This window comes from Streptomyces sp. SudanB52_2052 (genome assembly GCF_964272415.1).
Taxonomy (GTDB): domain Bacteria; phylum Actinomycetota; class Actinomycetes; order Streptomycetales; family Streptomycetaceae; genus Streptomyces; species Streptomyces olindensis.
Window position 1 is genome coordinate 6,647,830 of the sequence record NZ_OZ186796.1, and the last position, 24,064, is coordinate 6,671,893.

Annotated in this window: 23 protein-coding genes and 1 riboswitch; of the genes, 13 read left to right on the forward strand and 10 right to left on the reverse strand. The window is 71.5% G+C overall.

The window, feature by feature from the left end; translation table 11 throughout:
• Window positions 1–8: 8 nt before the first annotated feature.
• A complete protein-coding gene (locus ACSUPV_RS29725; protein WP_382611181.1) occupies window positions 9–1,265 on the forward strand; it encodes a L,D-transpeptidase in 1,257 nt (418 codons plus the stop codon).
• 96 nt (window positions 1,266–1,361) lie between these two features.
• On the opposite strand, the gene ACSUPV_RS29730 is transcribed toward ACSUPV_RS29725, so the two are convergent.
• Window positions 1,362–1,763, reverse strand: coding sequence for a hypothetical protein (locus tag ACSUPV_RS29730; protein WP_031115829.1), 402 nt, complete (start codon window positions 1,761–1,763; stop codon window positions 1,362–1,364).
• A 145-nt stretch (window positions 1,764–1,908) separates the two neighbouring features.
• Between ACSUPV_RS29730 and ctaE the strand changes: the two genes are divergently transcribed.
• The 6 genes from ctaE (at window position 1,909) to ACSUPV_RS29760 (ending at window position 9,037) form a co-directional block, all read left to right on the forward strand.
• A complete protein-coding gene (ctaE, locus tag ACSUPV_RS29735) occupies window positions 1,909–2,529 on the forward strand; it encodes an aa3-type cytochrome oxidase subunit III (protein WP_031115828.1) in 621 nt (206 codons plus the stop codon).
• Window positions 2,530–2,610: 81 nt separating this feature from the next.
• Window positions 2,611–3,423, forward strand: coding sequence for a cytochrome bc1 complex diheme cytochrome c subunit (gene qcrC / locus ACSUPV_RS29740; RefSeq protein WP_031115827.1), 813 nt, complete (start codon window positions 2,611–2,613; stop codon window positions 3,421–3,423).
• Window positions 3,420–4,493, forward strand: coding sequence for a cytochrome bc1 complex Rieske iron-sulfur subunit (qcrA, locus tag ACSUPV_RS29745; protein ID WP_031115826.1), 1,074 nt, complete (start codon window positions 3,420–3,422; stop codon window positions 4,491–4,493). The genes qcrC and qcrA overlap by 4 nt, the downstream gene beginning before the upstream one ends.
• The gene (gene qcrB, locus ACSUPV_RS29750; protein ID WP_037765827.1) at window positions 4,490–6,112 is read left to right on the forward strand and encodes a cytochrome bc1 complex cytochrome b subunit; all 1,623 of its coding nucleotides are present in this window, start codon (window positions 4,490–4,492) and stop codon (window positions 6,110–6,112) included. The genes qcrA and qcrB overlap by 4 nt, the downstream gene beginning before the upstream one ends.
• Window positions 6,113–6,249: 137 nt before the next feature.
• Window positions 6,250–7,314 carry an anthranilate phosphoribosyltransferase gene (gene trpD / locus ACSUPV_RS29755; RefSeq protein ID WP_436948905.1) on the forward strand — a complete coding sequence of 355 codons (1,065 nt, stop codon included), beginning with the start codon at window positions 6,250–6,252 and terminating at the stop codon, window positions 7,312–7,314.
• Between the two features lie 77 nt (window positions 7,315–7,391).
• Window positions 7,392–7,508, forward strand: a riboswitch (SAM riboswitch).
• A gap of 161 nt (window positions 7,509–7,669) precedes the next feature.
• Window positions 7,670–9,037, forward strand: a complete 1,368-nt coding sequence (locus ACSUPV_RS29760; RefSeq protein WP_436948906.1) for an aminotransferase class V-fold PLP-dependent enzyme — start codon at window positions 7,670–7,672, stop codon at window positions 9,035–9,037.
• On the opposite strand, the gene ACSUPV_RS29765 is transcribed toward ACSUPV_RS29760, so the two are convergent.
• From ACSUPV_RS29765 to ACSUPV_RS29795, 7 genes are all read right to left on the reverse strand, one after another.
• The gene (locus ACSUPV_RS29765) at window positions 8,992–10,203 is read right to left on the reverse strand and encodes a glycerate kinase family protein (RefSeq protein ID WP_382611170.1); all 1,212 of its coding nucleotides are present in this window, start codon (window positions 10,201–10,203) and stop codon (window positions 8,992–8,994) included. The two genes, ACSUPV_RS29760 and ACSUPV_RS29765, sit on opposite strands and share 46 nt — an antisense overlap.
• A 10-nt stretch (window positions 10,204–10,213) precedes the next feature.
• Window positions 10,214–11,629, reverse strand: coding sequence for an SLC13 family permease (locus tag ACSUPV_RS29770; RefSeq protein WP_436948907.1), 1,416 nt, complete (start codon window positions 11,627–11,629; stop codon window positions 10,214–10,216).
• Window positions 11,630–11,686: 57 nt separating this feature from the next.
• Complete coding sequence (locus ACSUPV_RS29775) at window positions 11,687–12,352, reverse strand: response regulator transcription factor (protein ID WP_031115817.1); 666 nt, start codon at window positions 12,350–12,352, stop codon at window positions 11,687–11,689.
• The gene (locus ACSUPV_RS29780) at window positions 12,349–13,863 is read right to left on the reverse strand and encodes a sensor histidine kinase (RefSeq protein ID WP_382611164.1); all 1,515 of its coding nucleotides are present in this window, start codon (window positions 13,861–13,863) and stop codon (window positions 12,349–12,351) included. The genes ACSUPV_RS29775 and ACSUPV_RS29780 overlap by 4 nt, the downstream gene beginning before the upstream one ends.
• Window positions 13,790–14,113 (reverse strand): hypothetical protein, encoded by a 324-nt coding sequence (locus ACSUPV_RS29785; protein ID WP_037765815.1) that lies wholly within the window; start codon window positions 14,111–14,113, stop codon window positions 13,790–13,792. The genes ACSUPV_RS29780 and ACSUPV_RS29785 overlap by 74 nt, the downstream gene beginning before the upstream one ends.
• Window positions 14,114–14,216: 103 nt before the next feature.
• Window positions 14,217–14,498, reverse strand: coding sequence for an Lrp/AsnC family transcriptional regulator (locus ACSUPV_RS29790; protein ID WP_031115814.1), 282 nt, complete (start codon window positions 14,496–14,498; stop codon window positions 14,217–14,219).
• On the reverse strand, window positions 14,495–15,247 hold the full coding sequence (locus ACSUPV_RS29795; protein WP_031115813.1) for a rhomboid family intramembrane serine protease: 753 nt from the start codon (window positions 15,245–15,247) through the stop codon (window positions 14,495–14,497). The genes ACSUPV_RS29790 and ACSUPV_RS29795 overlap by 4 nt, the downstream gene beginning before the upstream one ends.
• 159 nt (window positions 15,248–15,406) lie before the next feature.
• Here ACSUPV_RS29795 and ACSUPV_RS29800 point away from each other — a divergent pair, with 159 nt between their 5' ends.
• The 5 genes from ACSUPV_RS29800 to ACSUPV_RS29820 all read left to right on the forward strand — a co-directional run bounded on the left by ACSUPV_RS29800 (window position 15,407) and on the right by ACSUPV_RS29820 (window position 20,763).
• A complete protein-coding gene (locus ACSUPV_RS29800; RefSeq protein WP_003989675.1) occupies window positions 15,407–15,646 on the forward strand; it encodes a hypothetical protein in 240 nt (79 codons plus the stop codon).
• 37 nt (window positions 15,647–15,683) lie between these two features.
• Window positions 15,684–17,033, forward strand: a complete 1,350-nt coding sequence (locus ACSUPV_RS29805) for an NYN domain-containing protein (protein WP_037765812.1) — start codon at window positions 15,684–15,686, stop codon at window positions 17,031–17,033.
• 247 nt (window positions 17,034–17,280) lie between these two features.
• Window positions 17,281–18,321 carry a C40 family peptidase gene (locus tag ACSUPV_RS29810; RefSeq protein WP_037765809.1) on the forward strand — a complete coding sequence of 347 codons (1,041 nt, stop codon included), beginning with the start codon at window positions 17,281–17,283 and terminating at the stop codon, window positions 18,319–18,321.
• A 213-nt stretch (window positions 18,322–18,534) separates the two neighbouring features.
• Window positions 18,535–19,545: an NlpC/P60 family protein gene (locus ACSUPV_RS29815; RefSeq protein ID WP_436948908.1), complete on the forward strand. Its 1,011-nt coding sequence runs from the start codon at window positions 18,535–18,537 to the stop codon at window positions 19,543–19,545.
• 33 nt (window positions 19,546–19,578) lie between these two features.
• Entirely contained in the window at window positions 19,579–20,763 is a 1,185-nt protein-coding gene (locus ACSUPV_RS29820; protein WP_436948909.1) for a hypothetical protein, read from the forward strand.
• A 60-nt stretch (window positions 20,764–20,823) separates the two neighbouring features.
• Here ACSUPV_RS29820 and ACSUPV_RS29825 read toward each other — a convergent pair whose 3' ends face one another.
• Window positions 20,824–21,354 (reverse strand): PadR family transcriptional regulator, encoded by a 531-nt coding sequence (locus ACSUPV_RS29825; protein WP_031115808.1) that lies wholly within the window; start codon window positions 21,352–21,354, stop codon window positions 20,824–20,826.
• A gap of 123 nt (window positions 21,355–21,477) precedes the next feature.
• Here ACSUPV_RS29825 and ACSUPV_RS29830 point away from each other — a divergent pair, with 123 nt between their 5' ends.
• Window positions 21,478–22,800, forward strand: a complete 1,323-nt coding sequence (locus tag ACSUPV_RS29830) for an MATE family efflux transporter (protein WP_436948910.1) — start codon at window positions 21,478–21,480, stop codon at window positions 22,798–22,800.
• On the opposite strand, the gene ACSUPV_RS29835 is transcribed toward ACSUPV_RS29830, so the two are convergent.
• Complete coding sequence (locus tag ACSUPV_RS29835) at window positions 22,761–23,993, reverse strand: glycosyltransferase 87 family protein (protein ID WP_436948911.1); 1,233 nt, start codon at window positions 23,991–23,993, stop codon at window positions 22,761–22,763. The two genes, ACSUPV_RS29830 and ACSUPV_RS29835, sit on opposite strands and share 40 nt — an antisense overlap.
• Window positions 23,994–24,064: the final 71 nt, after the last annotated feature.

A 24,064-nucleotide genomic window follows, 5' to 3' on the forward strand; every position in this document is an offset into this window, starting at 1 on the left:
GTGGGGTCATGAGTCTCACAGCGATATCCCGCCCCCGCACCGTCGTCAGCTGCACGCTGCTGGTGATAGCCCTCTGCGCGGGCGTCACCGCCTGCGGCTCCGACGGCAACCCCCTCTCCGCCCGCCCCTACGACGCGGCGGACCAGATCTCCTTCAACGCCTCCTCCGAGGGCCGCAAGAAGGCCGACCCGGACAAGCCCCTGGAAGTGGTCTCCGAGGACTCCGACGGGCGCATCACGGACGTCACGGCCTACGACTCCTCCGGACGCCACGTGGCCGGCGAACTCGCCGCCGACGGAGGCCGCTGGCACAGCACCTCACCGCTCGCCGCCAACGCCAGCTACACGGTCCGCGTGAGCACCGAGGACGAGGACGGGGCGCCCGGCCGCAAGGTCCTCACCTTCGACACGGGCAAGCCCACCACGAAAAAGCACCTGGACGTCACCTTCGGCCCCAAGAAGGGCACCTACGGTGTCGGCCAGCCCATCACGGCCGAGCTGAGCCGGCCGGTCAAGGACCGGGCCCAGCGGGCCGTCGTCGAACGCGCCCTCAAGGTCTCCTCCACGCCCGCCACGGACGGCGCCTGGCACTGGGTGGACGACAAGAAGCTCCACTACCGCCCGAAGGACTACTGGCCCGCGCAGGCCACCATCCAGGTCCGCAGCAACCTGCAGGGCATCAAGATCGGCGACCGCATGTGGGGCGGCAAGGCCAAGCCGCTGACCATCACCACGGCCGACAAGGTCATCGCCGTCACGGACGCCGCCGCCCACCAGATGACCGTCTACAAGAACGACGAGATCGTCCGCCAGATACCCGTCACCACCGGCATGCCCGGCTACGACACCCGCAACGGCGTCAAGGTCGTCCTGGCCAAGGAGGGCACCGTCCGCATGACCAGCGCCAGCATCGGCGCCTCGGACTTCTACGACCTGATCGTGCACCACTCGGTCCGCGTCACCCACAGCGGCGAGTACGTCCACGCCGCCCCCTGGTCCGTCGGCTCCCAGGGCTACGCCAACGTCAGCCACGGCTGCACCGGGATGAGCACCGAGAACGCCGCGTGGTTCTACGAGAACATCCGCGAGGGCGACATCGTGAAGGTCATCAACTCCGCCGGCGACACGATGGCCCCCTTCGGCAACGGCTACGGCGACTGGAACCTCGACTGGTCGAAGTGGCGCACCGGCAGCGCCCTCCTGGCCGGCACCCCCGAGGGCCCCACCCCGGCGGACAGGGCCCGGCTGAGGCCGCAGAGCGTCTAGACGCCCTCAGGGGCTCGTCCCTCAGGGGCGCGGGGAACCGCGCGACCAGCCCCCACACACCCGCAGGCGCCGAACAACACCCGGAACCCCAGGCCCTTAGGCGTTCAAAGCCGCCCTCTCCCGCAACAGCGAAGCCAGCGCCGCAGCGAACTCCACCGGCTCCACCGGCAACGTCACCGCTGCCTCCGCACGGCTCCACGTCGCCAGCCACGCGTCCTGCGGCCGCCCGATCAGCAGCAGCACCGGAGGACAGTCGAAGATCTCGTCCTTGATCTGCCGGCAGACCCCCATGCCCCCCATGGGCACGGCCTCCCCGTCCAGCACGCAGACGTCGATCCCGCCCCGGTCCAGCTCCTTGATCACCGCCGCCGGGGTCGCGCACTCCACGAACTCCACCACCGGGACGTCCGGAGCCGGCCGTCGGCCGGTCGCGAGCCGCACCTGCTCGCGGGTGTTGGAGTCGTCGCTGTAGACCAGCACCGTGGCGGTCGGCTGCATTGTTCCTCCGTGACGTCAGCGTCGTAAGGACAGGCCCGTTGGGCCGGATGCTACTCCCTTGAACACCACGTCAACAGCGGTACGACCGGCTTGGACACTCCGAACGGCACCCCCCGGAGTGAGGGCGGGATAAGCGACCGACATAATGTCGGTCGTGGCGACAGCAACGACAGTAGAAACCGGGCACGCGCACCCGTCGGTCAACCGGCCGAACCTCACCAGCGTCGGAACCATCATCTGGTTGAGTTCCGAGCTGATGTTCTTCGCGGCCCTCTTCGCGATGTACTTCACCCTGCGATCGGTGACCGGTCCTGACTTCTGGCATGAGAAGGCCGATGCCCTGAACTTCCCGTTCTCGGCGACGAACACCACGATCCTGGTGCTCTCCTCCCTCACCTGCCAGCTCGGCGTCTTCGCCGCCGAGCGCGGTGACGTGAAGAAGCTCCGGATGTGGTTCATCGTCACCTTCATCATGGGTGCGATCTTCATCGGCGGTCAGGTCTTCGAGTACACCGAGCTGGTCAAGCACGAGGGCCTGTCGCTCTCGTCCGACCCGTACGGCTCGGTCTTCTACCTGACCACCGGCTTCCACGGCCTGCACGTGACGGGCGGACTCATCGCCTTCCTGCTGGTCCTGGGCCGGACCTACGCGGCCCGGAGGTTCACCCACGAGCAGGCGACCGCCGCGATCGTCGTGTCCTACTACTGGCACTTCGTCGATGTCGTCTGGATCGGCCTCTTCGCCACGATCTACATGATCAAGTAGCAGGGCCAGCATCCGCGCGTGCTCGACGAAGCGCGCATCCCAGAAGCATCGACGCAGAAGATCCTGACACCGGGGTAATCCGTGAAAAAGCTCTCCGCACGACGACGCCATCCGATGGCGGCGCTCGTCGTCCTACTCCTCGCGCTGTGCTTCAGCGGGGGGCTGTACGCCGTGTTCGCGCCCACGAGCAAGGCAGAGGCCGACACAACCGCCCAGTCCCTCGCCATCGAGGAGGGCAAGAAGCTCTACTCGGTCGGCTGCGCCAGTTGCCACGGCACCGGCGGTCAGGGCACCACCGACGGGCCGAGCCTGGTGGGCGTGGGCGCCGCGTCCGTCGACTTCCAGGTGGGCACGGGCCGTATGCCGGCCGCCACCTCGCAGGGCCCGCAGGTCCCGAAGAAGAAGAACATCTACACCCAGGCCGAGATCGACCAGCTCGCGGCGTACATCGCCTCGCTGGGTGCCGGTCCGTCCATCCCGACGAAGGACCAGTACAGCCCCGAGGGCGCGGACATCGCCAAGGGCGGTGAGCTGTTCCGCACCAACTGCGCGCAGTGCCACAACTTCACGGGCAAGGGTGGCGCCCTGACGCACGGCAAGTACGCCCCCACCCTGGAGGGCGTCTCCGAGAAGCACATCTACGAGGCCATGCAGACCGGCCCGCAGAACATGCCGTCCTTCCCCGACACCACGCTGTCGGAGAAGAACAAGAAGGACATCATCGCGTACCTCGACGCGGTCAACAGCGAGAAGACCGAGAGCCCCGGCGGCCTCGAGCTGGGCGGTCTCGGACCGGTCAGTGAAGGCCTGTTCGGCTGGGTCTTCGGTCTCGGCGGGCTGATCGCCGTCGCCGTGTGGGTCGCCGCCCGGACCGCAAAGGCCAAGAAGTCATGAGTAGCCAAGACATTCCAGAAGAGAACCTGCCTGCCGAGCAGTCCGCAGGGCATGACGAGCACGGGCACGGCGCGGTGAGCGTCGCGGACGAGAAGCACCCGTTCGCCGACCCGGGCCTGCCGCCCCACGAGCACCGGATCCAGGACATCGACGAGCGGGCCGCCAAGCGGTCCGAGCGCTCGGTCGCCCTGATGTTCACGGTGTCGATGCTGGCGACCATCGGCTTCATCGCCGCGTTCGTGGCGATCCCGGTCGACAAGTCGGTCTACATCTTCCCGCTCGGCCACATCAGCGCCCTGAACTTCGCGCTGGGCATGACGCTCGGCATCGCGCTGTTCTGCATCGGCGCGGGCGCCGTCCACTGGTCGCGCACCCTGATGTCGGACGTGGAGATCGCCGACGAGCGGCACCCGATCGAGGCGGAGCCCGAGGTCCGCGAGAAGGTCTTCGCGGACTTCAAGCAGGGCGCCAAGGAGTCGGCGCTCGGCCGTCGCAAGCTGATCCGCAACACCATGCTCGGCGCGCTCACGCTGGTGCCGCTCTCCGGCGTCGTGCTGTTGCGCGACCTCGGCCCGCTGCCCGGCACCAAGCTCCGCCACACGCTGTGGTCCAAGGGCAAGCTGCTCGTGAACATGAACACGAACCAGCCGCTGCGTCCCTCGGACGTCGCGGTCGGTTCGCTGACCTTCGCCAAGCCCGAGGGCCTGGAGGAGCACGACCACGACTTCCAGAACGAGATCGCCAAGGCCGCCCTGATGATCGTCCGGATCCAGCCGGAGAACATCAAGGACAAGCGCGAGCTCGAGTGGTCGCACGAGGGCATCGTCGCGTACTCGAAGATCTGCACCCACGTCGGCTGCCCGATCTCCCTGTACGAGCAGCAGACGCACCACGTGCTCTGCCCCTGCCACCAGTCCACCTTCGACCTCTCCGACGGTGCCCGAGTGATCTTCGGCCCCGCCGGTCACGCCCTGCCGCAGCTCCGCATCGGCGTGAACGACGAGGGCTACCTCGAGGCGCTCGGCGACTTCGAAGAGCCCGTCGGCCCTGCTTTCTGGGAGCGCGGATGAGCACTGCACAGACACGCCGCAAGGCCCCCGCGGGTGAGCGGGTGGCCGACTGGGCCGACGGCCGCCTCGGGATCTACTCCCTGGCCAAGGCCAACATGCGCAAGATCTTCCCGGACCACTGGTCCTTCATGCTGGGTGAGATCTGCCTCTACAGCTTCATCATCATCATCCTGACGGGTGTGTACCTGACGCTGTTCTTCCACCCGTCGATGAACGAGGTGGAGTACCACGGCAGTTACGTCCCGCTCCAGGGGCAGCTGATGTCGGAGGCGTTCGCCTCCACGCTGGACATCAGCTTCGACGTCCGCGGCGGTCTGCTCATCCGGCAGATCCACCACTGGGCGGCGATCATCTTCCTCGCCGGCATGTTCGTGCACATGATGCGCGTCTTCTTCACCGGCGCGTTCCGCAAGCCGCGCGAGATCAACTGGCTGTTCGGCTTCCTGCTGTTCGTCCTGGGCATGTTCACCGGTTTCACCGGCTACTCGCTCCCGGACGACCTGCTCTCCGGCACCGGTGTCCGCTTCACGCAGGGCGCGATCCTGTCCGTGCCGATCGTCGGCACGTACATCTCGATGTTCCTGTTCGGCGGGGAGTTCCCGGGCACCGACTTCGTCGCCCGGTTCTACTCGATCCACATCCTGCTGCTGCCGGGCATCATGCTCGGGCTCGTGGTCGGCCACCTGATCCTGGTCTTCTACCACAAGCACACGCAGTTCGCGGGTCCCGGCCGCACCAACAAGAACGTCGTCGGCATGCCGCTGCTGCCGGTCTACATGGCCAAGGCCGGAGGCTTCTTCTTCCTGGTCTTCGGTGTCATCGCGGCCCTCGCCGGCATCGCGACCGTCAACCCGATCTGGGTCCTGGGCCCCTACCGGCCCGACCAGGTGTCGACCGGTGCCCAGCCCGACTGGTACATGGGCTTCGCCGAGGGCCTGGTCCGTGCGATGCCCGGCTGGGAGATCAACTTCTGGGGTCACACGCTCGTCCTGGGCGTGTTCATCCCGCTGGTCCTCTTCGGCCTGTTCCTGGCGATCATCGCCCTGTACCCGTTCATCGAGTCGTGGGTCACCGGGGACAAGCGCGAGCACCACATCCTGGACCGGCCGCGCAACGCCCCGACGCGCACCGCCTTCGGTGTCGCCTGGGTCACCGGCTACATGATCATGCTGATCGGCGGTGGCAACGACATCGTCGCCACGCACTTCCACCTGTCGATCAACGCGGTCACCTGGTTCGTCCGGATCGGCTTCTTCGTCGGACCGGTCATCGCCTTCATCGTCACCAAGCGGATCTGCCTCGGCCTGCAGCGCCGGGACAAGGACAAGGTGCTGCACGGCCGCGAGTCGGGCATCATCAAGCGCCTGCCGCACGGTGAGTTCATCGAGGTGCACGAGCCGCTCAGCCAGGAGCAGATGTACACGCTCACGGCGCACGAGCAGTACCAGCCGGTCGAGCTCGGCCCGACGGTCGACGAGAACGGTGTCGAGCGCAAGCTGAAGGGCTCCGAGAAGCTGCGCGCCAAGCTCAGCGACGCCTATTACGGCGAGGGCGCCCAGATCCCGAAGCCCACCGCCGAGGAGTACCGGGAGATCACGAGCGGCCACGGCCACCACTGATCACTGCTTCGCCACGCCACAGAAGGGTCCCGTCCGGTGTTCGGACGGGGCCCTTCGTGGTGCCCCGGGGCTGGATAGGGTGGACCCCGTTGAGACTCTCGTCCCGTAGTGCGGGACGCCTGACCCTGGAGCGGCTTATGAGCGCTGTGACCCCCGCTGGAGGCGACACCGCGGCGGGCCGCTCCTGGCCCCTGCTGTTGAACGGCCTGCTGGAAGGCCGTGACCTGACGGCCGACGACACCGCCTGGGCGATGGACCTGATCATGCGCGGCGAGGCGACGGACGCGCAGATCGCCGGGTTCGTGGTGGCGCTGCGCGCCAAGGGCGAGACCGTCGAGGAGATCGCCGGATTCGTCCGGGCGATGTACGAGCACGCCAACGTCATCGAGGTGCCGGGCCCGGCGGTCGACATCGTCGGCACGGGCGGCGACGGGGCGAAGACCGTCAACATCTCCACGATGTCGGCGATCGTTGTCGCCGGCACGGGCGCGAAGGTCGTCAAGCACGGCAACCGCGCCGCGTCCTCGGCGTCCGGCGCGTCGGACGTCCTGGAGAAGCTCGGCGTCAACCTGGAGCTGCCGACGCACCGGGTGGCCGGGGTCGCCGAGGAGGCCGGGATCACCTTCTGCTTCGCGGCGAAGTTCCACCCGTCGATGCGGTACGCGGGCGCGGCGCGCGGCCAGTTGGGCATCCGGACGATCTTCAACGTCCTCGGTCCGCTGACCAACCCCGCGAAGGTGAGAGCCCAGGCCGTCGGCGTGGCCGACCCGCGGATGGCGCCGATCGTCGCCGGCGTGTTCGCCGAGCGCGGCCACTCGTCCCTGGTCTTCCGCGGCGACGACGGCCTCGACGAGCTGACCACCACGGCCACGTCACGGGTGTGGATCGTCCGGGACGGCAAGGTCGCCGAGGAGGCCTTCGACCCGCGCGAGGTCGGCATCGAGCTGGTCCCGGTGGAGGCGCTGCGCGGCGCGGACGCCTCCTACAACGCCGAGGTCGCGCGGCGTCTGCTGGACGGCGAGAGGGGCCCGGTCCGGGACGCGGTGCTGCTGAACTCGGCGGCGGCGCTGGTGGCGCTGGAGCCCGGCCCGGGGGCGCTGGCCGAGCAGATCCGCGCCGGGATGGCGAAGGCGGCGGAGTCGATCGACTCCGGGGCCGCCAAGCGGACCCTGGAGCGGTGGGTGGCCGCCAGCAACCAGTAGACGGGTAGGACGTACGGCGTCCCGCGATCCGGACTCGGGTTGCGGGACGCCGATCTTTTCGCGTACGTTCCTGAGCAGGTCATGAGTGACAGTCATGAGGCCCCGGCCGACTGTCCGGCAACCCTCCGTCCGTGGCGGGGTGCCCCGGGTGAAGACCAGGCCGCAGGCAGCGAGGTCTGCGGCAAGCGCGGACCCCTCACGAATCCAGGGGTCCTGGTCGTCGAGGAGTTCTCCGTGAGTCAGCGAATGCGATAGGGCCGCAGAGCCCCGCCTCCGCATCCTCTTCCTTTCATCCCCGCTGGTAGCCCCCCCTGGGCTCGCGGGCGGATTCACCTGATCTCACGGGAGTTCACCCATGTCCGTCTCCACCGTTGCCGCAGACCAGTCCGTTTGTGCCCCGCTGCCCGTCCTGGGGCGGGATGTCACCGTGCCGCTCGTCACCGGCGGCGAGGTCACCTACGCCGCGCTCGACTACGCCGCCAGCGCCCCGGCGCTCCAGCGGGTCTGGGACGACGTCGCCGCCTACGCGCCGTACTACGGCAGCGTCCACCGCGGTGCCGGGTACCTGTCCCAGCTGTCGACCGACCTGTTCGAGAACGCCCGCCGGACCGTCGCCGAGTTCCTCGACTGCCGCGCCGACGACCAGGTGGTGTTCACCCGCTCCACCACCGACTCGCTGAACCTCCTCGCCGCCGCCCTGCCGGACGGCTGCCAGGTCTTCGTGTTCGAGACCGAGCACCACGCCTCCCTGCTGCCCTGGCGCGACGCCCGTGTCACGTACCTCGACGCCCCGAGGAGTCACCGCGAGGCCGTCGAGACCCTGGAGCGCGCCCTCGCCGACCGGGAGCCCCACGGCCCGGCCCTGGTCTGCGTCACCGGCGCCTCGAACGTCACCGGCGAGCTGTGGCCCGTACGGGAGCTCGCGGCGGCCGCGCACGCCCACGGCGCGCGGATCGTGCTGGACGCCGCCCAGCTGGCCCCACACCACCCGGTGTCCGTCGCGGACCTCGACGTCGACTGGGTCGTCTTCTCCGGGCACAAGCTGTACGCGCCCTTCGGCTCCGGCGTCCTGGCCGGACGGTCCGACTGGCTGCGCGAGGCCGAGCCGTACCTCGCGGGCGGCGGCGCCTCCCGCAAGGTGTCGCGCCGCACGGACGGGGGAGTGGACGTGGAGTGGCACGAGAGCGCCGCCCGCCACGAGGCCGGCTCCCCGAACGTCATCGGCGCCTACTCCATCGCCTCCGCCTGCACGGCCCTCACCGAGGCCGGCTTGGACACCCTGGTCGCCCGCGAGCAGTACCTGATCGAGAAGGTGCGCGCGGGGCTGGCCGAGGTGCCCGAGGTCCGGGTCCTCTCCCTCTTCGGCGACGACGCCCCGCGCGTCGGCGTGATCTCCTTCGTGGTCGACGGCTGGAACAGCTCCCACTTCGCCGCCGCCCTCTCCGCCGAGTACGGCATCGGCGTTCGGGACGGCCTCTTCTGCGCCCACCCGCTGGTGCGCACGCTGCTCGGCAGCGACCCGCAGACGCAGGGCGAGTGCGGGTCGCCCGAGGCCGCGCCGGGGGAGAAGTCCCTCAACGCCATCCGGGTGAGCTTCGGCGCCGGTACGCCGGACGAGCACGTCGAGCGGTTCGTACGGGCCGTGCGGGAGCTCGTGACGGACGGGGCCAAGTGGAACTACCGCACGGAGGACGGGCGCTGCGTGCCGGACACCTCCGCGTGAACGGCCCGGTCGGCACCCAGCGGTAGCCGGGCGCCCAGGACGATCATCCGCAGGGCCCGTTCGGTGGCGTCGGTGAGCAGCTCGCTCGCCCGCAGCAGTGCCTCGGCCAGCTCCATCGGGGCGGGCAGGATGCCGTGGCAGGCGTCCACGCCCGGCACCTCGTGCGCGCCCTCGCCGAGCGTGCCCGCCAGGGCCAGGACCGGGCGGCCGTGGAGCTTGGCCCGGCGGGCCACCTCGGCCGGGACCTTGCCCCGGGGCGTCTGGTGGTCCAGGGCGCCCTCGGCGGTGACGACCAGGTCGGCGCGGGCCAGCCGGGCGTCCAGGTCGAGGTGGCCCAGCAGCACGTCGAAGCGGGGCAGGAGCCGGGCGCCGAGCGCGGCGAGGCCGGCCCCCAAGCCGCCGGAGGCTCCGGTTCCGGGGCCGTACAGGAGGTCGGTGTCCGGCACGGCGACGTCCCTGGTCAGGACGAAGGCCCAGTTCTCCAGAGCGGCCGACAACTCCTCCACCTGCGCGGGCGTCGCGCCCTTCTGCGGCCCGAAGACCCGGGCCACGCCGCGTTCGCCGCACAGCACGTTGTACGGGTTGCAGGCGACGAGCAGTTCCGCGTCGGCGAGACGGGGATCGAGGCCGGTCGGGTCGATGCGGTGCAGGCGGGCCAGCTCCCGGCCGCCGCGGGGGAGTTCGCGGCCCTCCTCGTCCAGCAGCCGGGCCCCGAGGGCCTGCAGCGCGCCCGCGCCCCCGTCCGAGGTGCCCGAGTCGCCGCAGCCGACGAGGATCCGCCGTACGCCGGAGTCGAGTGCGGAGCGGAGCAGTTCGCCGACGCCGTACGTGGTGGTGGCGCCCGGGTCGCGCTGGTCGCGCGGGACGAGGGAGAGGCCGGCGACCGCCGCCATCTCCACCACCGCGGTGTTCCCGTCGCCCAGGAGGGCGAAGTGGGCGGCGATGGTGTCCCCGACCGGTCCCGTCGCGGGCACGGTGACGATCCTGCCGCCGGTCGCGGCGGCCAGGGCGACGGCCGTGCCCTCGCCGCCGTCCACCAGTGGGACGAGGTCGAGTTCGGCGTCGGGCAGGACACGGCGTACGCCGGCCGCGATGGCGTCGGCGGCGGCCTCGGCGGACAGGGACTCCTTGAAGCCGCTGGGGGCTACGACGACACGGGTCAGCATGGAGGGCTCCTTAACGGGTGACGGAGACGCCGAGCAGCGGCCACACCGCGACGGCGAAGAGCAGCACGAGGGCGGCGGTCAGCGGGGCCAGGAAGGCGGACAGCCGCAGCAGGTCGCGCGGGGTGTAGGTGGGGGTGCCGGGGATCTGCGCGAAGAGCGTGACCGGCTTCGCCGAGGCGGGCAGGGTGTGGCAGAAGCCCGCGGCGGCGGTGGAGGCGAGCGCGGCGGCGACCGGGTTGACGCCGACGCCGACGGCGGCGGCCACGACCAGCGGCACGAGGACCGAGGAGCGGGCCGAGCGGGACTGCAGGACCAGATGGGCCGCCGTGCTCACGGCGATCACGATCGCCAGGAACACCACCGGGGGCTCGTTCGCCGGCAGCCCCGAGACCAGCCACTTCGCCGCCCCGGAGTCGGCGAGCGCGACGCCCATCGCCATCGTCGCGGCCATGAACAGCAGCAGAGACCAGGGGACGGTCTTCAGCGCGTCCTTCAGACGTACGGTGCCGAGGGCGGGAGAGGAGGCGATGACGGCGCCGATCAGCGCGACCAGCGCCGGCGGCACCCGGTGCAGCGGCTCACTGCACCACAGGAGCACCACCGTGGCGAGGAGCAGGGCGCAGCGTTTCTCGGCCTGGCTCCAGGGGCCGGTGACCGGCTGCTCGCTGTGCTCCTGGATCTGCTCGGGGGTGATGCGGACCGGGCCGCGGCGGTCCGCGCGCCGGGTCGTCGTCAGCATCACCAGCTCGGCGGCCAGGTGCGACGACACCACGGCCAGCGGCAGCCCCAGCAGCAGCCACTCCGTGAAGCCGATGTGCTGCCCGGTGGTCTCCCACAGCACCGACACGGTGATCAGATGCGCTCCCGCGCCGATCAGGGTCGCCACCGCCGACAGAAGGATCACGGTCGGGAACAGCAGCGCCAACATCACGACCAGTCGTTTCCGGTCGGCGAGGACCTTCGCCAGGGCGAGGAACACCGGCAGCGCGAGCGCGGCCCGGCCGGAGGTGGCGGGCACCGCGAACGCCGTGACGACCAGGGCGGCGGTCGTCAGGTGCACCAGCTGCCGTACGGTGCGCGCCCCGCTGACCAGGAACACCGCGGCCCGGCCCGCGAGCCCGGTCCGGCTCACCGCGGCCGCCAGCACGAACGCGCAGATCAGCAGCCAGACGGTGGCATCGCCGAGGGTGCCGAACAGGGTGTCGCTGCTGATCACCCCGGTCACCGTGAGGGCGAGCCCGGCGCCCAGCGCGATGTACGTGTCGTCGATCGACGTCCCGATCCAGGCGCAGGTCGCGAGCGCGAACATGGCGAGCGTGAACCGGGCGTCGCCGCCGAGCCCCGGGAAGTTCGTGGGGACGGCCAGCAGCGCGCACAGCGACAGCGCGACGCACAGGGCGGTGAGAGCGCGTGGGTTCCATGTCACGTCATCGAGGGTTCATCCCGGGGGTGAGCCGTCGATGAGCCGAACATGAAAGGAACTTCACCCGGTGGGAAGCCGGTACCCCATCCCCCGCACCGTCTCCACCCGCTCCGCCCCCAGCTTCTTGCGCAGCGTCCGCACGTACACGTCCACGATGTTGGACCCCGGGTCGAAGTCGTACCCCCACACATGGGACAGGATCTGCTCCCGGGACAGCACCTGGCCGGGATGCCGCAGGAAAAGCTCCAGCAGTACGAACTCACGCGCCGTCAGATCGACCGTCCGCTCCCCGGACCGGGCGCGCCGCGTGCGCAGATCGAGGCTCAGCGAGCCCGACCTGAGCACCGTCACCTCCGGTGCCCGCGCCGCCGTGCGGAGCCGCAGCCGCACCCGGGCGAGCAGTTCCTCGAACCGGAACGGCTTGGTCATCCAGTCGTCGGCGCCGCCCTCCAGCCCGGCCACGGTGTCCCGGACGGAGTCACGCGCGGTCAGCACGATCACCGGCACCGTCACCCGCGCCTCGCGCAGCTCCCGCAGGATCGTGAAGCCGTCCCGGCCGGGCAGTCCGATGTCCAGGACGACGAGGTCGAAGCCGCCGGTCAGGGCGTACTCGTACCCCGCGTCCCCGTCGGTGACGACGGTCGTGGTGAAGCCGTTGGAGCGCAGGCCCTTCTCCACGAAGGAGGCGATGCGCTCCTCGTCCTCGACGATGAGGATGCGGTTCACGTCAGGTCCCCTTCCGGTCCCCGGTGTGCGTGCAGGACGAGGGCGAAGGTGGCGCCGCCCCCGGGCGTGTCATGGAGCCGTACCCGGCCCCGGTGGCCCTCGGCGATCGCCTTGACGATGGACAGCCCGAGTCCGGCGCCGGAGCCCCGGGCGCCGCGGCGGGCCGTGCCGCGCCGGAAGCGCTCGAAGATCAGCTCGCGGTCCTGGGGTTGCACCCCGGGCCCCGAGTCGGCGACGTACAGTTCCAGGTCCGGGCCGTCGGTGCGGGAGCCGATGCGGATGGTCTGGCCGGTCGTGGTGTGCTGCACGGCGTTCTGCGCGAGCTGCACCATGGCCTGGGTGATCCGCTGCGGATCCAGCTCGGCCTCCAGGTCGGCGACCCCGTCGAGCCGCCAGTCGCGTTCGCCGAGGGTGCGGGCCTTGACGTAGACGTCGGCGGTGAGTTCGGCGACCTGCACCGGCTCGGGGGTGACGAAGTCGGGGCGTACGGCCTTGGCGAGCAGCAGCAGGTCCTCGACGATGCGGCTCATCCGGTCCAGCTCGTCGGTGACCAGCCGGACGGTCTCCTCGCGTTCGGCCGGGTCGTCGCCCATCAGTTCCAGATGGCCGCGCACGATGGTGATGGGCGTGCGCAGCTCGTGGCCGGCGTCGTCGACGAACTCCCGCTGCGCGGCGAAGGCCCGCTCCAGCCGGTCGAGCATGCCGTTGAACGTCTCGGCGAGGGCCGCTATGTCGTCGTGGCCGTGCACCGGGATCCGGCGCGTGAGGTCCTGCTCGGTGAGCTGCGCGGCCGCGGTGCGCACCACCCGCACCGGTTTGAGGATCCGCCCGGCGACCGCCCAGGCGATGCCGACGGTCAGCAGCAGGGCGACCCCGGAGATGACGAGCAGGGTGCGGAAGACGTCGTTCACGCGGGCCTGCTCCCGCTCGGGGTGGAAGGCGACGACGAACGCGGCGTCCGGCTCGCGGCCCGGCTGCGCCACGGTGACCTTGGCCCAGCGGATCTCGCCCCGCGGCCGGTGGAGCACACCGGAGGCCTCGGGCGAGTCGAAGATGCGGCGCCGGGCTTCGGGGTCCTTGTGCAGGGGCAGCGCGACGGGCAGGTCGTGCGGCTGGCGGATCTGCCGGGGGACGCCGCCCGCCCCGCCGACCAGGCCGATCAGTTCCTCGTCCGCGTCGGGGTACTGCCGTTCCAGGAAGACCGTCAGCAGCCGGTCCGCGTCGGTGAACGGACGGCCGGTCTGCGGATCGCCGCCGCGCTCCTCGAAGTTGGCGAACTCGCCGGTCTCCTGGGTGAGCAGCCGGTTGATCCGGTTGTCGACGTCCCGCATCAGGAACGAGCGGGTGGTCATGGCGACCGAGGCGAGCGCGACCGCCATCACGAGCAGGAGCCAGAGCAGGATGCGGACCCGGGCGGAGATCCGCCGGCGGGCCGTGTCAGTTGTCGGATCCGGCGTCGTCGTCGCCCGGCCCGTCGTCTCCGGTGCGCCCGCCGCGGTCGTCGTCGTCATCGTCACTCGCTGAGCTGTCGGTCACCGGAGGCGGCGAGACGACCTCGTCGCCCGGCGTGGACTCGGGCGTGGGTGTCGGGGTCGGCCTGAGGGTGGAGGTGGGCGTGGGCGTACCGCGGTCCAGCTCCACCTGCTGGGAGGGCACCTTGGGCGACTCGGGACGGTCGGCGAAGGCGTAGCTGGTCGCGGCGATGCCCAGCGGGATCAGCACGACGGCGGACAGGGCCGCCATACGACGGGAGAAAGCCATGGGCCCGATCCTGCGGACGCGAGCCGGGGAGCAGGATGAAGCCCGGATGAAGAACTCTTCATGCTCTCGGTCCTCTTCGTCCGGGAGCTTCCGCGAGCGGGTCTCAGTTGTCCAGCCCGATGGAGAACGCCGCCTCCAGGTCGTGCTGCGAGTAGGTGCGGAACGCCACGTGCGTGTCGGTGCCCTCGACACCGGGGATCTTGCTGATCCGGCCCGGGATGACCTCCGCCAGGTCCTCGTGCTGCTTCACCCGGACCATCGCGATCAGGTCGTAGGTGCCGGTCACGGAGAAGACCTCGCTGACGTTGTCCAGCGCCGCGATCGACTCCGCGATCTCGGGAATCCGGTCCACGCTGGTCTTGATGAGGACGATCGCGGTGATCACGGCTGGTTCTCTCCCTCGGGGGCCGGAGCAGGGGCGGCCCTCACTCTAGTAGGGCCGGTCGGGCGGCCGTAGCGGACCGAGGCGTAGCCGAAGCCGAGCCCGAAGCCGATCAGGTGGGCGAGGTAGGCCACCCCCGGCCCGTCCGAGGCCCGCCCCGCCCCCAGCCACTGCAGGGCCGCCCAGAACGGCAGGACGATCCACGCCGGGAAGCGCACCGGCAGGAAGAAGAGGAACGGCAGGAGACTGGTCACCCTGGCCCGGGGGAACAGGTAGAGGAACGCGCCGAGGACCGCCGAGATCGCCCCCGAGGCCCCGACCAGGGACTGCTCGGAGTCCGCGTTGACGACGGCGTAGCCCAGCAGGGCGAGATAGCCGCAGCCGACGTAGAACAGGGTGAACCGCACCCGGCCCATCCGTTCCTCGGTCATCGCCCCGAAGACGTAGAGGAAGAGCATGTTGCCGAGCAGGTGCACCCAGCTGCCGTGGACGAAGAGGGCCGTCGCGGGGGTCAGGGCCGATCCGGCCGACGCCTCGAACAGTTCTGCGGGGATCACACCCCAGCGCCGGAAGTAGGCCCGCTGCTCGGCGAGCAGGCCGTCGCCCGCGCCGTACGCCGGATTCAGGCCCGAGGCGGGCCCTGCCAGGAACAGCAGGCAGCACAGGGCGATCAGTGAGTACGTCACCGGCGCCGACGCCCCCCGGACCGATCGGGCCGCCCGGACGATCGACGCGCTCCACTTGCTGATCATGACCACAGAGCATGACGTAACCGGACGCAACCGCACAGACCGCCTCGCCGCCGTGGACGCGTGGGCCACGGGGACCCGCCAGGCCGTAGGGTTACGAGCCACACGCACCGGGGAAGCCGGTGGCGTCACGGACACTAGAAGGAAAGAGAACAGGTCACGATGACGGTTCCCCTGCCGACCGCCGAGACGCGGTGGCGCTGCACCCTCTGCGGCAACCTCACGCGGTTCGACGTGACCCGCTCGTCGAAGGTCGTGGAGTACGTCCACCTGGACCTGGCCGGAGAGCCGAAGGTCGAGGAGCGCGAGGTGCTCAGTGAGACCATCGAGTCGGTGCGCTGCCGCTGGTGCAACGCGGTGGACCAGGTGGAACTCGTGGACAGGCCGGGCGCCGGCTCCTGAGCGGAGCGGGCCCCCGCACAGCATTGGGGTGTGACGGATGGTGGAGACCACAGGCGGGGGGCCGGGCGACGGCGCCGCCGAGGTGCTCGACCGTCCGCTGCCCGACGGTGTGCGCCGCAGGGTCGTGCAGATCGTCTCCGACGGCTTCGGCTCGCTGACGGTCGGCGAGCTGCCCGCGCAGCTCAGGCAGTACGCCCGCTTCGCCCCGAACCGCCGCGCCAAGTTCGCCGGCAACGCCATGGCCGCGGCGCTGGAGACCGATCCGCTGTTCCGGCAGCGCATCGGGGAGAAGCTCAGAGAGACCCAGCCGGAACTGACCGGTGCTCTCGACTCAGGCTCCCCGCCCCCGGCCGCGGACCCGCTCGACGTGGCGGCCGCGGCCTATGTACTGCGGCCCCCCGGCTGGGTGAAGCTGGTGACCGCCGCCGGCGAGGAGGCCCAGCGGGCCGACGCCGAACGCGCCGACGAGGAGAACCGGGCCGAGCTGGAGCGGCTGCGCGCCGAGCTCGACCGGGCCCGCGACCACACCCGGGCCGAGACCGAGCGGCTGCGCGCGGAGCTGGAATCGGCCAAGAAGGAAACCGAGTCGCTGCACCGCAAGCTGCGCGCCGCCCTCAGCGACGTCAAGCGCGGCGAGGCCGCCCTGCGCAAGGCGCACGGCGAGATCGAGGCCGTCCGCGCCGAGGGGCAGGCGCAGGTGTCCGCCGCCGAGAGCGAGACCAGGCGGCTCAAGGCCCGGCTGGGCGAGACCGAGGCCGCCCTGGAGGCCACGCGCCGGGCCGCCCGGGAAGGCCGCAGCGTCGAGGACATGAGGGTACGGCTGCTGCTGGACACGCTGCTGGACGCGACCCAGGGGCTGCGCCGCGAACTGGCCCTGCCGCCGGTGTCGGTGCGGCCCGCCGAGACCGTCGACGCCGTCGAGCCGGGCCGGATGTCCCCGAAGGACATCGCCGCCCGCGCCCTGTCGGAGAACGACCCGCAGGTCCTCGACCAGCTGCTCGCGCTGCCGCAGGCGCACCTCGTCGTCGACGGCTACAACGTCACCAAGACGGGTTATCCGCAGATGCCGCTGGAGAAGCAGCGCCTGCGGCTGCTCGGGCAGCTCTCTCAACTGGCGGCGCAGAGCGGCGCCGAGGTGACCTGCGTCTTCGACGGGGCCGAACTGGCCGCTCCGGTGCTGCTCGCGCCGCCGCGCGGCGTCCGCGTGCTGTTCTCCAAGCCGGGGGTCACCGCCGACGAGCTCATCCGCCAGCTGGTGCGCGCCGAACCCCCGGGCCGCCCGGTCATCGTGGCCTCCACCGACCGCGAGGTCGCCGACGGAGTGGCCCGCGCGGGCGCCCGTCCCGTCGCCTCGGCGATGCTCCTCAAGCGCCTTTCGCGGTCCTAGGGGGCGTACGTCCCATGCGTAACGTCCGAGCCTGATGCCCGAATTGGTGTGACCTGTGGGCCACGTTAAGTCAAGTGGGTCTCACCGCCTGTGAATCAAGATGAAAAGATGGTCCGCTGTGACGCAATTTTTCAGCTGAGGATTTGAACTGATCACAGGAAGGTCACTAGGGTCAGGCCCCGAACCTCCGCTCGGGTGATCACTCATCGGGAGAGACGGCGGAGGGGCCAGAAGGAGCTTTTCACCCGTGGCGTCCCACCGTCGTCCGAAGCAGCCGAGCCGCGCACGTGTGACCGTGCTGACCACCGCCGCCGCCGCTGCCGTCGCCTTCAGCTCGCAGGCCGCCAACGCCGCCCCCAGCGAGAAGCCGAGCAAGGACGAGGTCAAGGCCAAGGTCGACAAGCTCTACGAGGAGGCCGAGCAGGCCACCGAGAAGTACAACGGGGCCAAGGAGAAGCAGGAGAAGCTCCAGAAGGAGATCTCCACCATCCAGGACAACGTCGCCCGCGGCCAGGAGGAGCTCAACGAGCTGCGCGACAGCCTGGGCCTCGCCGCCGCGTCGCAGTACCGCACCGGCTCCATCGACCCGTCCGTCCAGCTCTTCCTCTCCTCGGACCCGGACGACTACCTCGACAAGGCCTCCACGCTCGACCAGTTGAGCAGCCAGCAGGTCGAGGCGCTGAAGAAGGTCCAGGAGAAGCAGCGCGAACTCGCCCAGGAGCGCGCCGAGGCCTCCGAGAAGCTCAAGGACCTCGCCTCCACCCGGGCCGAACTCGGCAAGAAGAAGAAGGAGGTCCAGGGCAAGCTCGCCTCCGCGCAGAAGCTGCTCAACAGCCTCACCGCCGCCGAGAAGGCGGAACTCGCCGCCGAGCAGAACCGCGCCAGCCGGGCCAGCGAGCGCGACGCCCTCACCGCCGACGTCCCGCCCGGCTCGGGCCGGGCCGCCGCCGCCTTCGCCTTCGCCCAGAGCCAGCTCGGCAAGCCCTACGTCTACGGCGCCACCGGCATGAGCTCCTACGACTGCTCCGGCCTCACCTCCCGGGCCTACGCCGCGGCCGGCGTGCAGATCCCGCGCACCTCCGAGGCGCAGTCCCAGATCGGCACCAAGATCTACTCGGTCAGCCAGCTCAAGGTCGGCGACCTGGTCTTCTTCTTCAACGACCTGCACCACGTCGGCCTCTACGCCGGCAACGGGCAGATCATCCACGCCCCGCGCACCGGCACGGTCGTGCGCTACGAGTCGATGGACACCATCGGCGGCCCCTTCATGTTCGGCGTCCGGGTCTGACCTCAGCCCCCCCCGGCGTCTCCAAGATCAGGACGCCGTGTCCGCCGTTCGGGCGAATCGCCACAGCCCCGAGTGAGCCCACGCCCCGCCGGTGACCTGCGTCAGTGGCGGGGCGTCGTGCCGCGTTCCCACGGATGGTCGTTGGCTGCACCCTGCCGCGGGGCTACTGTCTGCCGCGTTCCAAGTCCGCCAGCGGAAGGAGAGCGGCGTCCCGTGGGGTCCCAACACCGCCTTGCACCGTCCGGGTTCGACCGGGGCGCCGGTCTCGCGGTCGGCTTCCTGTCCGTCGTCGCCGCCCTGGGCGCGGTACCGGCCGGCGCCGCACCGTACGACGACACCCGGGCCAAGGTGGACCGGCTCTACGCGCAGGCCGAGAAGGCGACCGAGGCGTACAACGAGGCCGACGAACGCGCCGACGAGCTGCGCGACGAGGTCGGTACCGCCCGGGACCGGATCGCCCGCCAGCAGCAGCGCATCAACTCCATGCGGGACTCGCTCGGTTCGCTCGCCGGCGCCCAGTACCGCTCGGGCGGCATCGACCCGTCCCTCGCCCTGCTGTTCTCCGAGGACCCGGACGACTACCTCGACAAGGCCTCCCGCCTCGACCGCATCACCGCCCACCAGGCCGGCGAGCTGAAGGACCTCCGGGACGCCATGCGCGAACTCGCCCAGGACCGCGAGGAGGCCGCCGGCAAGCTCCGCGAACTGGAGAAGAGCCGCAAGGCCGTCGCCGCCCACAAGAAGACCGTCGAGCGGAAACTCGCCGCGGCCCGGCGGCTGCTCGACTCCCTGCCGGACGACGAGCGCGACGCCTACGACCGCGCCTCCCGCTCCGGCCGCACCGGCATGCCCGACCTCGGGAGCGCCACCGCCGCCTCCGGACGCGGGGCCGCCGCCGTGGCCGCCGCCCGCAGCGCGCTCGGCAAGCCCTACGTCTGGGGCGCCAACGGGCCCACCGGCTTCGACTGTTCGGGGCTGATGCAGTGGTCGTACGCGCAGGCCGGGGTCGCCCTGCCGCGCACCTCGCAGGCCCAGCGGTTCGCCGGGCGGCAGGTCCCGCTCTCCGAGGCGCGCCCCGGCGACCTGGTCGTCTACCGGGCCGACGCCAGCCACGTCGGGATGTACATGGGCAACGGGCAGGTCATCCACGCGCCCTACCCCGGCGCGCCCGTGCGCTACGACCCGGTCGGGATGATGCCCGTCTCGTCGGTCACGAGGGTCTGACCGGCGCGGCCCCGCGCCCGTACGATCGGGAACGTGGCTGGTCCAAGGTCGGGGTCCGGGGTGGTGGCGCTCGTGTCGCTGCTCGTCGCCCTGGTGGGGTGCGGCGGGCCGTCCGCGGCCGACAGTGCCACGGCCGACGTCCAGCGGCTCCTGGACCGGCGGGCCGCGGCGGTCCTCGACCACGACGAGCGGGCCTACGAACGGACGGGCACCGGGGGCGATTTCGCCGCACTGCGGGCGGTGCCCCTGTCCGACTGGTCGTACCGCGTGACCGAAGTGCGCCGCACCGGTGACACCGCCACCGCCGACGTCGAACTGCGCTACCGCCTCGCGGGACACGACCGGGCGCCGGTGACCGCCGGGCGCACGCTGCGGCTCAGCCGGGACGCGGACGGGCGGTGGTCCGTCGACGCCGACCGGCCCGCGAAGAAGTCCGCCCAGCAACTCTGGGACCAGGGGACGGTGCAGGCCGTCCGGGGCGTCCACAGTCTCGTCCTGGGCGTCGGGCAGTCCGGCCGGTCGCTGCGCGACGTCGCCCACCTGGCCGACCGGGCTGTGCCCGCCGTGTCGGACGCGTGGGGCGCCGACTGGAGCCGGCGCGTCGTCGTGCTCGTCCCGAAGTCGCTGGAGGGGATGGCGGGGCTGCTCGGCTCACCCGCCTCCTCCTACCGCGGGATCGCGGCGGTCACCACCGGCGAGACGGGCGCGCCCGCCCGGGCGCCGGCGGACCGGATCATCGTCAACCCGGAGGCGTTCGCCCTCCTCGGCGGCCTCGGCGAGCAGGTCGTCGTCACTCACGAGACGACCCATGTCGCGACCCGGGCCGCCACCACCCCCGCCACGCCCCTGTGGCTGTCCGAGGGCTACGCCGACTGGGTCGGCTACCGCGCCGCCGGCCGCACCCCCGCCGAGGCCGCGCCCGAGCTGTCCCGGGCGGTGAGCGCGGGGCGGGTCCCGGCCGGGCTCCCGGACGACGGGGACTTCGGCTTCACCGGGGACGCGAACCGTCTGGCGCGGGCCTACGAGAGCGGCTGGACGGCGTGCCGGCTGATCGCCGACCGCTGGGGCGAGTCGCGGTTGCGCGCGTTCTACCTGGCCGTCGGGGAGCACCGGGAGCGGGCCGGGGCGGTGGAGGAGGCGATGCGTGAGGTGCTGCGGACGACGCCGGCGGCCTTCACGGCGGAGTGGCGGGAGTACCTGCGGGCTCAGCTGGGCTGATCGGGAGGTTGTCGTTCGGCCGCGCCGATCGGGAGGTGCCGGGCCGGGGCGCCCGCGGGTTCAGCCCGGCTGTTCCAGCAGTTCGATGGCCTCCCGCAGCCAGGCCCGTTCCGCCTCGCCCGTCGCCCGGGCGACCCGCAGCATGCCCTGGCGGAACAGGTCGTCCGCCTCCTCGGCTCGGACCGGCTTGCCGGACGCGTAGAAGAAGCTCGTCGGAGTCTCCAGGAAGTCCAGCCGGCGGCGCAGCACCGCGGCCTGCTCGTGCCGGTCGGGCAGGTGGCGCAGGAACGCCAGGACCGTGTTGAAGCGGACGTGGTCGGTGATCTCGGTCTGCTTCGGACGGCGCAGCCGCTGAAGCAGCTCCGCGCGGCCCTCGTCGGTGAGGGCCAGGATCCGGCGCGGGGCCGCACTCGCACCCGGCTCGGTGCGCTGGTCGAGCAGGCCCGCGCCGACCAGGCGCGTGATCGCCGGGTAGAGCGCGCCGTCGCTGACCGGCCGGACATGGCCGGTGAGCGCCTTGATGCGCTCCTTCAGCTCGTAGCCGTGCAGGGGTTCCTCGGCCAGGAAGCCCAGGATCGACAGCTCCAGCATGGTCCTCCTTGCGGGTGCGTACGCCGCATGCTACCTCTTAACGAGCTACCTCTAACCGAGGTAGCTCGTATCGAGGGTGTCGGCTCGTGTCGAGCGTCACCGTGACTCGGGGGGACCGCTACCGTGAACGCCCACCGCGAGCAGCTCGTCCTGCTCGCCCGCCCCGTCTACTTCTCGCTCCTGGCCTCCGTCGCCGCGGGGATCGTCAACACCGTCTGGGTCGCCCGGCTGGGCGGTCCGGCCGTGGCCGCCGTGGCCGTGGCGACCACCACGGAGAACGTGCTGCTCGGCATCGCCCTGGTCTTCGGCTCCGGCACGACCGTGCTGGTCGCGCACGCCCGGGGCGCCCGCGATCCCGCCGCCGTCCGGGCCGCCGTGCGCGGCGGATGGGCGCTGTGGGCACTGGTGACACCGGTGGTCGTGGTCTGCGGACTGCTGGGGCGCGAGCCGCTGGCCCGGCTGGTGCTGGGCGGGGCCGACAGCGCCGCCCTCCCGCTCGCCGTCGCCTACTTCACGCTCGCCATGCCCGGCACGGCCGTCTTCTTCGCCCAGCAGCTCGTCGACGGCATCCTCAAGGGCACCGGCGACACCCGCACCCCGATGCGCCTCGCCCTGCTGTCCAACGGCCTGATCCTGATCCTCGACCCGCTCCTCATCCACCTCCACGGCGTCCAGGGCGCCGCCGCCTCGACGGTGCTGTCCCGCTGCGTGGCGCTCGGGGCCGGACTGGTCGCGCTCCGGCGCGCCGCACTGCTCCGGACGGCCCGCGGGACGGCGCCGGGCGAGCCCCTGGCCGTCTCCCTGCGCCGGACGCTGACGACCGGCCTGCCCATGTCGGCCGACTTCACCGTGCGGCAGACGGGCGCCCTGGCCCTGGTCGCCGTCGTGGCCCGGCTCGGGGTGACGGCGGTGGCCGGGTACGCCATCGCCTACAAGTCCCTGTACGTGGCGACCATGGCCTTCTACGCGGTCCGCCAGGCCGCCTCCATCCACACCGCGCACACGCGGGGCGCCGGCCGGGAGGCCCGGCGGGCGATCGGACGGCAGGCCGTGCTCCTCTCCGGCGCCCTCGGGCTCGCCGCGGCCGTGCTCCTGGCCGTCACCGCCCCCTGGATCATGGCCGCCTTCGGCGCCGGGCCCGCGGTCGCGGCCGAGGGTGTGCTGTTCCTGCGCTGCGTCGGCCCCTACCTGGTGCTGCTGGGCTGCCTCATCGCGCTCGGCGGGGTCTTCGAGGGCGGCGGGCGAGCCTCGGCGCTGCTGCGGGTGACCGTGCTCGGCACGGCCGTCCAGCTGGGGCTCGCGTACGCCCTGACGGGGTACGGGCTGCCCGGGGTGTGTCTCGCGATGGCGCTCGCGGCGGCCGTGCAGTGCGCGTCGGCGGGGCTGCTGTTCCGGCGGGCCCCGGCTCAGGAGGAGACGGGCGTCTCGCCGGCGCGGACGGGCTGAGCGGGCACAGCGGGCAGGGCGCGCGGCACCGTCGCACGCCACAGGGCGCGGGCGGCGAGGAGCGCGGCGGCCACGAGGAGGCCGTTGCGCAGGAACAGCAGGGTGACCCCGAGGCCGTCGCTGGCCACCACGTTGCCGAAGTACAGCGGGAACTCCAGCACCGTCACGAAGGACGCCACCAGGACGAGGACGACCGGCAGCCGCATCCGGCTCCCCGGGAAGTACAGGCACACCGCCGCCAGCCCGACCAGCCACACCATGTACTGCGGGCTGATCACCCGGCTGGTGGTGGTGAACATCAGCACCGCCACGAACGCCGCGTCGGCCAGGGTGTGCTCCTCGAAGCGCCGGGCCAGCAGCCGCCACAGCACCAGCCAGCCGAAGGCCGCCCCCGTCAGGAACAGCGCCCCCGTGCTCACCTCGCTCACGTACGGCCCGAGGAACTCGATCGAGCCATAGTTGAGCTTCACCTCGCCCTGCCAGCCGAAGTGCCGGGCCACGTGGAAGACCAGCGCGCCCAGCGACTCCACCTCGGTGCCCCGGTCGCGCTGGAAGGTCAGGAAGGCGAACGCGCCCGGCATCGCCAGGGCGAACACGCCCGTCACGGCGACACCGGTCACCAGGGCCGATCCCCAGGCGGCGCGCCGCCGGGAGGCCAGCAGCAGCATCGCCGGCCACACCTTCAGCAGGGCGCCGAAGGCCGCCAGGGCCCCCATCGCCCTCGGATGCCGGGCGCCCGCGAGCAGCGCGGCCACCGCCACCGCCGTGACCATCACGTCGTAGCGGGCGTACACCGTCGGCCCGAGGAGCGGCACGCCGACCACCCACACCCACGCGCCGCGCAGCGACCGGCCCGGGCGGCGCCCCGCGTACGTCAGCAGCGCCAGCACGGCCAGGTCGGTGACGCAGACCAGGACGAAGAAGGCGGTCGCGTACTCCAGGAAGGGCAGCAGGCCGGGGGAGAGGATCGCCAGGGCGGCGGCGGGCGGGTACTGCCAGGTGACGTCCTCCAGCGGGAACGTTCCGGTGCGCAGGACGCCGTACCAGCCCTGGTAGATCACGTGCACGTCGCTCGTGACGTCCGGGCCCGGGAAGACGTACACCTTCAGCACGAACAGCAGCAGCACCAGTCTCGTGAGACACCAGATCACCGGAAGCCATGCCAGGGACCGCCTCGCGCCCGTCGTCTTCACGTGATCCCTGCCTGTTCGCGTGCCGTGTTGATGGGGCCATGATGGGCCCGTCCGCTGTGAGCGTGCCACAC